The organism is Microcystis sp. M_QC_C_20170808_M9Col, assembly GCF_007095495.1.
Classification (GTDB): Bacteria; Cyanobacteriota; Cyanobacteriia; order Cyanobacteriales; family Microcystaceae; genus Microcystis; species Microcystis aeruginosa.
Genome location: NZ_SFBZ01000321.1, coordinates 16,764 through 27,053, shown reverse-complemented (window position 1 = coordinate 27,053; position 10,290 = coordinate 16,764). Strand labels below are relative to the sequence as shown.

The following is a 10,290-nucleotide window of genomic DNA, read 5'->3' as shown; positions in this document are numbered from 1 at the left end:
ATGAGATTTTTTCGACTTGTTCAAAGTGGCCGTCCGGCATTCGGACACTCAAAACGGACGGGTCGAAAGTGTCAGACTTAAGCAATTAAGCGTTTTTCGCTATCTGCGTCAACCCCATTGACGCGACCATCCTAAAAAAGTAGCGTGGTGAGGATGTCAATAACATTGTCTTTGAAAAACCCATTTTAGGAGTTGCCCATGTCATCCTCATCCCTACCCATTAAACCGGCTGTACTGGTTGTCATCATTGGTGAAACCGTCTTGCAAGACCGCATGATCAAGCTGCTGCAAGAGTTAGGCGTAACTGGCTATACCCTCTCGCAAGCCCAGGGCGCAGGTCGCCACGGCAACCGCCAGGGAGATATGGTCGGTTATAACACCAATATTGAGATCAAAACCGTTGTCTCGCAGGAAGTCTCGGAGGCGATCTTCTCTGGTCTCGTCGAGTATCAAGCTAATCATGCTTTAATCGCTTTCCGACAAAATGTCGAAGCGTTGAGTGGGTTTGAGATAATTTGATTCGTCACTAACCCCGCCCTAAAAGGGACTGAGCTTGCCTAGACCAATTTAGGCGACGCAAGTAAAGACTACCGCATCGAGACACAATCTGGCACAGACTTCCGAATACTTCCCTAGTTCGGATTCCCTCTAAGCTTTATTGGTAAAGCGTTGTTAGACAAGACATCTTGATTGTGTTGCGGTAAGGGACATTAACTTCACTCTTAAGGATTATCTCCATAGCAAGAGTTCCTGTTATCTCAAAAGACGGAAAGTCGTTAATGCCCACCAAACCCAGTCGGGCCAGGCGGTGGATTAAGGAAGGAAAAGCTATCGGTAAATTCAACGACTTAGATATTTTCTATGTCCAGCTAACCACTGAACCTTCCGATAACAAAACCCAACCGATTGCCATTGGTATTAACCCGGGTAAATTATTCTCTGGAATTGGCGTTCAATCCTCCCTTTTTACTCTTTGGAAGGCTCACTTAGAACTTCCTTTTAAGCGAGTAAGAGAGTGCCTAGACAATCGCTGCTTAATGCGAAGAGGACGTAGAAAAAGACGGATTAACCGCCAACTTTCTTTTAATCTAAGATCGCATCGACAAAAACGATTCTCAAATAGAAAACAAGGAAAATTAGCTCCCTCAATCAGAGCTAATCGTCAACTTGAACTTCGAGACGTTTCTGAACTAACCAAAATCTATCCAATTACTGACATTTACTTTGAGTATGTCAAAACCGATATTGATCTAACTTCCAGTAGAAAAGGAGCTAAGTCTGGAAAAGGTTTCTCGCCAGTTATGGTCAGACAGAAATGGGCGATTGAGCAACTATCTCAATTGGCAAAAGTCCATACTCGCTTTGGTTGGCAAACCTCTAATCTCAGAAAATATTTGCGACTAGAAAAGTCCAAAAATAAAGCAGAACAATCACCAGAAAGTCATGCTAACGATGGCATTGCTAAGAGGGAGGGAGCATCTCACCTTTGTAACCCCTAAATCAGGTTTTATGTCAAGCTATTTTGAAAGCCTTGCTAGAAACCAGTTTTAGGGACAAGTATAATTAGGGCTGGCTGAATAATGGTAAAACCCTTGTTGGTTAAGACTTTTAGAGTTTTTGTCAATCAAAAAGTACCAGATATGGGAGTGATCGGGGGGAAAATTCAGGGACTTTTTCCCTGCCTTCAAAATCGGTAAAACCCTACACCCCACCTGCCCCCCCGATGTCGGGGGGGTTGGGGGGGCCACACCCTGCCCCCAAGAAAAACTTTTTCAGCAAACCCTAATTACTCACTTGCATAAATGAGATACTCCCAAAGAGGGATATTTATGAAGTGGAATCTGACCTGCGGAATGTTGGATATAATCTAATTATGTACTAAAAACAGGAAATTCATGACATATTCACTCGATCATCGGTATATTCCCCTCCAATGAAGAAGCAGACATAGTTGTAAGGTGGTAAACGACGTAAATATGGTGGCTCTACCACAAGACATGGGTTCCGTAAAGGAGATTTAGTTTCTTCTCCCAAAGGAATTGGTTATGTTAGTGGAGATACCGAAAAACAGCTATCTGTAAGCGATACCAATGGTCAACGATTGGGACAGATAACTGTTAGCAAGATTCAGTTAATTCGTCGTTCTAACGGTTTAATTGTTTCTCACTAACTTATATAAAGCCGCCCTCCGCTATCGCTAAAGGGCGGGGTTTCAGACCCATTTTTTCGATGAACAGCTTTACTTCTTTGTCCCTGAAATTAGCGGGATTGGTTTTCATTATTTCCTTCCTTTTGGATGGGTTTATCCTGCCGCTGCCCTATCGATTCAGTCAATCCCAATGGCAGGTAGGGTTCGTCACCACCTTTGTCGATCGAGGAATTGTTCCTCTCCTGGGTATCGTTCTCGTTTTAATCGCTTACTGGATTGACGCTAACAATAGAGATGTCATTCCTAGAAAATCTCGGTTTGAATTGCGTCGGCCGATCTTTTGGCTTTCTGCACTGTTAGGCTTAGTTTTTCTGTTGATGATTCCCGTTCACATCAATAATATCAACCAGATTAAAAACAACGCTTTGACTCAAATTGAACAGGGTGTTGACCAAGGGGAGGGACAAATTCAGGCTTTCTTAGCCCAGTTAAATACTCTATCGCAAAATCCCCAACTATTAGAACAGCAGATATCTCAGAGAACTCAAGTGATTGAAACTGGTCGTTTCCAAGGACAACCGATCAACACGGAACAGTTACAGACCCTACGTCAACAAAGAGAACAATTAACTAATTTACGGGATTTATCCAAAAAACCGAAGGAGTTTAAACAGCGATTAGATGAGATCAAAAATCAGCTACAAACTCAGCTGCAAGATCGACGAAAACAGGCAGAAAGCCAAGCTAACTTGGAGGCTTTGAAACAGTGGTTAAGAATTGGTATTCAAAGTATGTTGCTATCGATTTGCTATAGTTTAATCGGTTGGTTAGGCATTCGAGAACTAGGTAGTATGAAAAAACGCACCGCCTAAGCAGGGGGTTTATAGCAATTCCCATAGTTGTGAGGTACAGAGTCTTAGGTTTTGAGGAGTCAGGATTCGGGATTCAGGAGTTAAGATTTTGGTGTACCTCATGAGATTGGGAAACGCTATATCTTAATGATCAAGTATAAAGTTTTCGTTTTCGGGAGTCAGAATTCTCCGAGTCAGGAGACGAGCGCACACAAGAGCATACTTCATCCTTAGGATTAAATCTGTAACTACTTAAATATTCAGCCACAGGGCATCAGTAAATGATGCTCTTTTATTTATTAAACCTCTTGCATAATTAATTTTTGGTGGTTCAAAAACGTCCTATAAGCTGTTCGTAATTTAAATTGCTTGTTGAGACGAGGCAAGAGGCACTCTTGCACTCTTGCAAAGGGCAACACCCCCCAACCCCCACGTCGGGGTAGGGCAAGGGGGGGAGATTCGGCTAATCTAAGAATAAGCGGTTTAAATACGTCTTAGCTTAATACTAAATCCTGTTTAAAAGGTATAGGAGAGCAGGGGAGAAGGGAGCGGGGAGCGGGGAGCGGGGGAGATGGGAGCGGGGAGAATAAATAAAAATAATCTCCTGAATTCTGACTACTGACTCCTGAATGCTGACTGCTGACTCCTAACCCCACCAACAAACTTTTTGCCGCAAACCCTAATTAGAGATTTTTCAGTACAAAGGCTCTAAAATGGCCAGTGCCAGTTATTGTCACGAAGACTTGTTTTTTCAGTCTTGTGGCTTTATCATGGGTACTGTGTGGTGTGTGTGATGTGAAGGAGTAAGATGACTGCTAATAGCCAACTTATCTCCGTCAAGGCTCTACAAGCTTTGATGAAGCGAGGGTTCAAACCTTCGGTCTCCGGTAGACGGCATCAAAAATCTTGGTTAATAGCTTTAGACGGCGATACCTCAAAACGATTATTCGATATCGTTTTCTCCCTATCGGTTCTAATTTTCTTTTCGCCGCTTTATTTGATCTTAGCCTTATTGATCGCGATTAGTTCCCCCGGTCCGGTCTTCTATGTGCAGAAGCGCGTCGGTCAAAACTTCCAGCATTTCAACTGTATTAAATTCCGTACTATGGTAATGGATGCGGATAAGGTATTGGAGAGACTGATGGAAGACTCTCCCCAACTGCGGGCGGAATTCGAGGATAATTTCAAGCTTAAGGACGATCCCCGTATAACTTGGATTGGCAAGTTTCTCCGCTTAACCAGTTTAGACGAGTTTCCCCAATTCTGGAACGTCCTGCGAGGAGATATGAGCGTCGTCGGTCCGCGGCCTTTAGTTCCCGAAGAATTGCAGAAATATGGCAATCGCATCGACAAAGTTTTAACTATTCGCCCCGGTTTGACTGGTTTATGGCAAGTTTCCGGACGTAATGACATCCCCTATCCCCTGCGGGTGCAGATGGATGTGTATTACGTTAATTCGCGTAACTGGTTAACCGATATCTGGGTAATCTTCAGAACTGTCGGTGTTGTGGTTTTTCCCAAAAATAACGGTGCTTACTAAAGCGGTGAATAGTAATTAAAAATTACTCACTGCTGATTCCATGTAATTAATCGCTAGACTGTAGGAGAGAAGGGCAGAACTTGCTTTTTTCTCCTCTTTTTTTGAGAAAGATTATGACAGTAATTAAGTGAAGTCAAAAAAGAATTGTAATCATACCAAACCGGGGACTTTGCGATAGATAGAAGCGATCGATCCCCGGAATCCTACAGTGGTGAATTCTACCGCATCCCCGGCTTCATAGATCTGTTCTTTCCAGATTCCAGAATCCTCGCGACGGTGACATTCAATTTTCATCTGGTTTTGATGGATAAGAATGTATTCTTTTAGGGTGGGACAGGTTTGATAATCGCTAAATTTATCACCCCTATCAAAGGATTCCGTAGATTTCGATAATACTTCAATAATCAGAACGGGATAGAGAATAAAATCATCGGTATTGTTGATCTCTCTCTCGTCACAAACCACCGCAATATCGGGATAATAATAACAATTTGCCTCCTCTAACCGGACTTTGATATCGGAAGTGAGAACAAGACAGGGACTATCATCGAGATGGATACTCAATAAAGTGGCTAGATTTGTATTTAAGACAATATGCGGCTTTTTTGCCCCTACCATCGCATAAATCTGTCCTTTTCGGTACTCGTGCTTGATCGGACTGACTCTTTCCCCTTCTAGATACACTTCTGGAGAGACATAAAAAAAATTAGGATTCGTCACCATGGTCCTCATGCTCCCTATTCTCGAATAACTGAATTATAGCCTTTCGGAATCATTGCTCTTGGACTCAATCTCGGTAGACTGATAGATCAATGATTGTCACTTGTAATACTTATACTACAATTATGTGACAGAATAGAGATAACGACTCTCAAAGGGACGTTATTTAGGAATGAATCCCGAAAACGATTGATATCCATAGGTTTGCCAGAATGTCCAACGCTAAAAGTTACAAAGATACCGTTAATTTGCCTCAAACTGACTTTGATATGCGAGCAAATGCCAGCAAACGTGAGCCAGAAATCCAGAAATTCTGGCAAGATGAGCAAATATACGAGAAATTAGCGCAAAATAACCCCAAAGAATTATTTATTCTCCACGATGGTCCCCCCTACGCTAACGGGTCACTGCATATCGGTCATGCTTTAAATAAAATTCTCAAAGACATTATCAATAAATATAAACTGCTGCAAGGCTACAAAGTGCGCTATGTGCCGGGTTGGGATTGTCACGGGTTGCCGATCGAACTGAAGGTTTTACAAAGTCTCAAAAGCTCGGAAAAAGAGGGTCTAACCCCTGTGAAATTACGTCAGAAAGCCCACGATTTTGCCCTTCAAACGCAAAAAGAACAGTGTGAAGGTTTCAAAAGGTATGGAGTCTGGGGAGACTGGGAAAATCCCTATTTAACCCTACAACCGGAATACGAGGCCGCTCAAATTGCCGTATTCGGAAAAATGGCCCTGAAAGGTTATATTTATCGGGGACTAAAACCGGTTCACTGGAGTCCTAGTTCTCAAACCGCTTTAGCTGAGGCAGAATTAGAATATCCCGAAGGTCACACTTCCCGCAGTGTCTATGTTGCTTTTCCGATTACGTCAGTTTCAACCCCGGTTTTAAGGCCATTTTTGCCTAATTTATCCGTGGCTATCTGGACGACTACCCCCTGGACTTTACCCGGGAATTTGGCCGTCGCATTGAACCCAGAATTAAACTATTCAGTGGTGGAAACTAGCGAGTCTAATTATCTAATCGTAGCGACGGATTTAGTCGAAAAATTGGCCGACACTTTTAACACGACTTTGACGATTAAAGCAACGGTTAAAGGTCTGGAATTAGAACACACTAAATATCGTCATCCTTTGTTTGACAGAGAAAGTGCGATTCTTATCGGTGGGGATTATGTCACCACTGATTCCGGCACTGGATTAGTTCATACTGCTCCCGGTCATGGTCAGGAGGATTATATCGTCGGTCAACGTTACGGTTTACCGATACTTTCTCCCGTGGATGATCAGGGAAATTTCACCGCAGAAGCGGGACAATTTGCGGGTTTAAATGTCTTGAAAGATGCTAATGAAGCAATCATTTTAGCACTGACAGAAAAGGGTGCGTTACTTAAAGAAGAAGCATATCAGCATAAATATCCCTACGATTGGAGAACCAAAAAACCGACAATTTTCCGCGCAACAGAACAGTGGTTTGCTTCCGTGGAAGGATTCCGGGAATTAGCTTTAGAAGCAATTGATTCGGTGCGTTGGATTCCTGCAACGGGTAAGAATCGCATCACTTCTATGGTTAGTGAAAGAAGCGATTGGTGTATCTCTCGTCAGCGCAGTTGGGGGGTTCCTATTCCTGTTTTTTATGACGAAGAAACGAATGAACCTCTGTTAACGGAGGAGACGATTAATCACGTTCAAGCTATCTTCGCGGTCAAGGGTTCTAATGCTTGGTGGGAGTTATCCGTAGAGGAATTATTGCCTCCCAGTTATCGCGATAATGGTCGCAGTTATCGCAAGGGAATGGATACTATGGATGTGTGGTTTGATTCTGGTTCTAGTTGGAATGCGGTAGCTAATGCTCGACCAGAATTAAGTTATCCTGCGGATATGTATCTAGAAGGATCGGATCAGCATCGGGGATGGTTTCAATCGAGTTTATTAACCAGTGTCGCTGCTAATGGTATTGCTCCCTATAAAACGGTGTTAACTCACGGTTTTGTTTTGGATGAACAGGGACGAAAAATGAGTAAATCTCTGGGTAATGTCATCGATCCTAATGTGATCATTAATGGTGGTAAAGACCAGAAAAAAGAACCCGCTTATGGGGTGGATGTGATTCGGTTATGGGTGTCCTCGGTGGACTATACCAATGATGTGAATATCGGTCAAAATATTCTTAAACAGTTGGTAGATATCCGTAATAAAATCCGTAATACTGCTCGGTTTTTACTGGGGAGTTTAAATGATTTTGATCCCGTTAAAGATGCGGTAGCTTATGAAGAGCTACCGGAGATTGATCGCTATATGTTACATCGGATCTCGGAAGTGTTTACGGAAGTTACGGCAGCTTTTGAAAGTTTCCAATTTTTCCGCTTTTTTCAGACGGTACAGAATTTTTGTGTTGTCGATTTATCTAACTTTTATATCGACATCGCTAAGGATCGTTTATATATTTCTGATCCTAATTCTTTCCGTCGTCGCAGTTGTCAAACAGTCTATGCTATTGCTTTAGAAAATCTCGCTAAAGCGATCGCTCCTGTCCTCTCTCATCTAGCGGAAGATATCTGGCAATTTCTCCCCTACAAAACTCCTTATTTATCGGTATTTGAGTCAGGATGGCTAAACATCGATCCTGCTTGGAATAATCGCGAATTGGCCGATAAATGGGCGAAATTCCGGCAGCTACGCACCGAAGTTAATAAGGTGATGGAAACTGCCAGAAATGATAAGGCGATCGGTGCTTCTTTAGAGGCAAAAGTTTTACTTTATGTTCCCGATGAAACCTTACAACAGGAGTTAGAATTATTCAACAATTGTGATAGTTTAACGGGGAATAAAGTCGATGAATTGCGTTATCTATTTCTCTCCTCTCAAGTGGAATTAGTCAGTGATATTAGCGCGATTCAAACCGCAGAATATAAAGGAGAATCGGACTTTGTTTCGGTGGGAATTGTCAAAGCAGACGGCGAAAAATGCGATCGCTGTTGGAATTATTCCACTCAAGTGGGAAAATTTGCCGATGATCCCACTATTTGCGAGCGCTGTAATGCCGCTTTAAAAGGAGAGTTCTAAGCTAAACTAAAAGGGTGCTTTATTGTTTAATAAAGTACCCTTGTTTAATCCTCAGCTAAAAACTTATTCACAGGTATTAACTCTATGGAATAGATAATTAGGGATGGAAGATTACCAATCAGCTTTTTTACAACGTCATCGAGATACAGAAATACTTGATCGATCTAATAGGAAAATAGCTGCTATGCACTTTGGAGGTATTACGATCGAATGTTTGCTGAAATCTATGATCTTAGCTTCGGCATCCAGTCAAGAATGGAAAACTGATTCCAATAACCCTGGACATACCATAACTAATCCGGGTCACAGTTTGACAGCTGCTCTAAAAAGTAATAATCGTCTCTATTCGAGAGTTCAAAATTATCCAGACGTGATAAAATGGATTAATATAGTAGAAAATCCTAGTCAAAATTTTATAGATATGCGTTATTCCAGCAGTGAACCGAATGACGATAAATACAAAGAGTGGTTATCAGCTTATACAGGTCTGAAACAATGGCTTCAGAAACAAGCTACTCAACTTTAAGGAGATAGTTATGTCAGAAACTTGGTTAAGATCACTGAAACAAAAATTAACAGATATATATGTTCAAAAAGAAGCACAAGAATGGGTTGATCTCAATCTATCTACTGCTGGACTTTTGAATATAACTATCGTCAGTGATAAGTTTGAAAATTTATCAACAACTCAGCGAATAGAAGCAGTTAAAAATGACATAGGACAACAGCATAAATTTTTAGGTTTTATATCTTTATATACTATTCAGGAGGCAGCCTCTCTCGATCTAAAAGCTCCACAACTTCTGGACGAAAAATCAATTCACACTTGGCAAGATTTAGCCTTGTGGTCAGCTAATCCACAAAATCAATCACCGTCTTCTCCCGAACTTTGTCTTCCTAGAACCGTAACTTTTTATTCTTTTAAAGGGGGAGTAGGTAGGACAACTGCTTTAATTCATGTTGCTTGGATTTTAGCGATGCGAGGTCGTAAAGTAGTAGCTGTTGACTTGGATTTAGAAGCACCGGGGTTAAGCACAGCTTTTCCCTTAAATCCCTCACCGAAATACGGAATTGTGGACTATTTTTATGAAAAATCCTATTTACCAGAAGGTGTAGAAGCAAAGATTAATATCACTGAAATATTTGGAGAAGTTAATATTCCCGATGCAACGGGAAGACTATTTATTGTTCCTGCGGGTTATTTGAGTCTTGATTACATTGCTAAAGTTGATGATCTGCGAGCAACAACAATTCTCGATAATGGGGAAACACTCTGGTCAACTTTTAGTCGAGAGATTCAAAATCAGTTAAAACCTGATCTTATCTTAGTAGATTCGTGTACTGGAATCAATGAATGGGGAGCTTTATCTTTACTACAGGCAGCCAACGAAGCAATTATTTTTTTATTTCCTAACGAACAAAATCAAAAAGGAATCGAGCTTCTTTTGCAATCTTTGACTTCTTTTGTCCGACTTTCGCTTAATTTTGTTTTTTCACCCGTTCCCGATTTAAGTGATACGGGAATAACTAAAGTTATTCATGCTTGGCAAATTTTACAAAAGGATATTGACAAAAATATAGATATAGATGAAACTACCGATCATGATTTAGATATAGATTCAGAAGACTATCTAATCATACCTTATATTCCCTCGATCGCTCTAGCAGACCGTTATCCTGTCACTGGATTACTGGATTATTATACTCCCATTGCTAACTTAATCGATGAAGATACCAATTTTCAGTAGATAGCATCCGAGGGAACCTTGATTCCTTCTTAATTCTCGCTTTGGTAGTGCTTTGATGACATCCCAGCTGCCATTTGCCATTGAGATAAATTTCCCTCTTGACCAAGTTGATAGAGCAAGTTTCTTTGTTCTATGTTAAGATGTTGGCGGCTTCGTTTTTGGGTCTGATCTGTTGTTGTATTGATCAGACAGTACCTGATGAGCCTTTTTC

The 10,290-nt window shown here is 41.4% G+C and carries 7 protein-coding genes and 3 pseudogenes; 8 read left to right on the top strand and 2 right to left on the bottom strand.

What is annotated here, in order from left to right:
• The first annotated feature begins 198 nt into the window (after positions 1-198).
• The 5 genes and pseudogenes from EWV68_RS20480 (at position 199) to EWV68_RS20465 (ending at position 4,540) form a co-directional block, all read left to right on the top strand.
• Positions 199-519: a P-II family nitrogen regulator gene (locus EWV68_RS20480; protein WP_061432771.1), complete on the top strand. Its 321-nt coding sequence runs from the start codon at positions 199-201 to the stop codon at positions 517-519.
• A gap of 218 nt (positions 520-737) precedes the next feature.
• Positions 738-1,463 (top strand): annotated as a pseudogene (locus tag EWV68_RS20475) (RRXRR domain-containing protein); the annotation flags it as partial.
• Between the two features lie 494 nt (positions 1,464-1,957).
• Positions 1,958-2,170: pseudogene (locus tag EWV68_RS22000) on the top strand (hypothetical protein); the annotation flags it as partial.
• 59 nt (positions 2,171-2,229) lie between these two features.
• Positions 2,230-3,021: an HpsJ family protein gene (locus EWV68_RS20470; protein WP_287170875.1), complete on the top strand. Its 792-nt coding sequence runs from the start codon at positions 2,230-2,232 to the stop codon at positions 3,019-3,021.
• A gap of 787 nt (positions 3,022-3,808) precedes the next feature.
• The gene (locus tag EWV68_RS20465; protein ID WP_061431677.1) at positions 3,809-4,540 is read left to right on the top strand and encodes an undecaprenyl-phosphate galactose phosphotransferase family protein; all 732 of its coding nucleotides are present in this window, start codon (positions 3,809-3,811) and stop codon (positions 4,538-4,540) included.
• A 150-nt stretch (positions 4,541-4,690) separates the two neighbouring features.
• Here the strand turns inward: EWV68_RS20465 and EWV68_RS20460 are convergent, their stop codons facing one another.
• On the bottom strand, positions 4,691-5,263 hold the full coding sequence (locus EWV68_RS20460) for a Uma2 family endonuclease (protein WP_287170874.1): 573 nt from the start codon (positions 5,261-5,263) through the stop codon (positions 4,691-4,693).
• A gap of 209 nt (positions 5,264-5,472) precedes the next feature.
• Here EWV68_RS20460 and ileS point away from each other — a divergent pair, with 209 nt between their 5' ends.
• The 3 genes from ileS to EWV68_RS20445 all read left to right on the top strand — a co-directional run bounded on the left by ileS (position 5,473) and on the right by EWV68_RS20445 (position 10,079).
• Positions 5,473-8,331: an isoleucine--tRNA ligase gene (ileS, locus tag EWV68_RS20455; protein ID WP_287170873.1), complete on the top strand. Its 2,859-nt coding sequence runs from the start codon at positions 5,473-5,475 to the stop codon at positions 8,329-8,331.
• A gap of 103 nt (positions 8,332-8,434) precedes the next feature.
• On the top strand, positions 8,435-8,857 hold the full coding sequence (locus EWV68_RS20450) for a hypothetical protein (RefSeq protein WP_287170871.1): 423 nt from the start codon (positions 8,435-8,437) through the stop codon (positions 8,855-8,857).
• A gap of 10 nt (positions 8,858-8,867) precedes the next feature.
• Complete coding sequence (locus EWV68_RS20445) at positions 8,868-10,079, top strand: ParA family protein (protein ID WP_287170870.1); 1,212 nt, start codon at positions 8,868-8,870, stop codon at positions 10,077-10,079.
• Here the strand turns inward: EWV68_RS20445 and EWV68_RS20440 are convergent.
• Positions 10,077-10,264, bottom strand: a pseudogene (locus tag EWV68_RS20440) (hypothetical protein); the annotation flags it as partial. The gene EWV68_RS20445 and the pseudogene EWV68_RS20440 overlap by 3 nt on opposite strands.
• Positions 10,265-10,290: the final 26 nt, after the last annotated feature.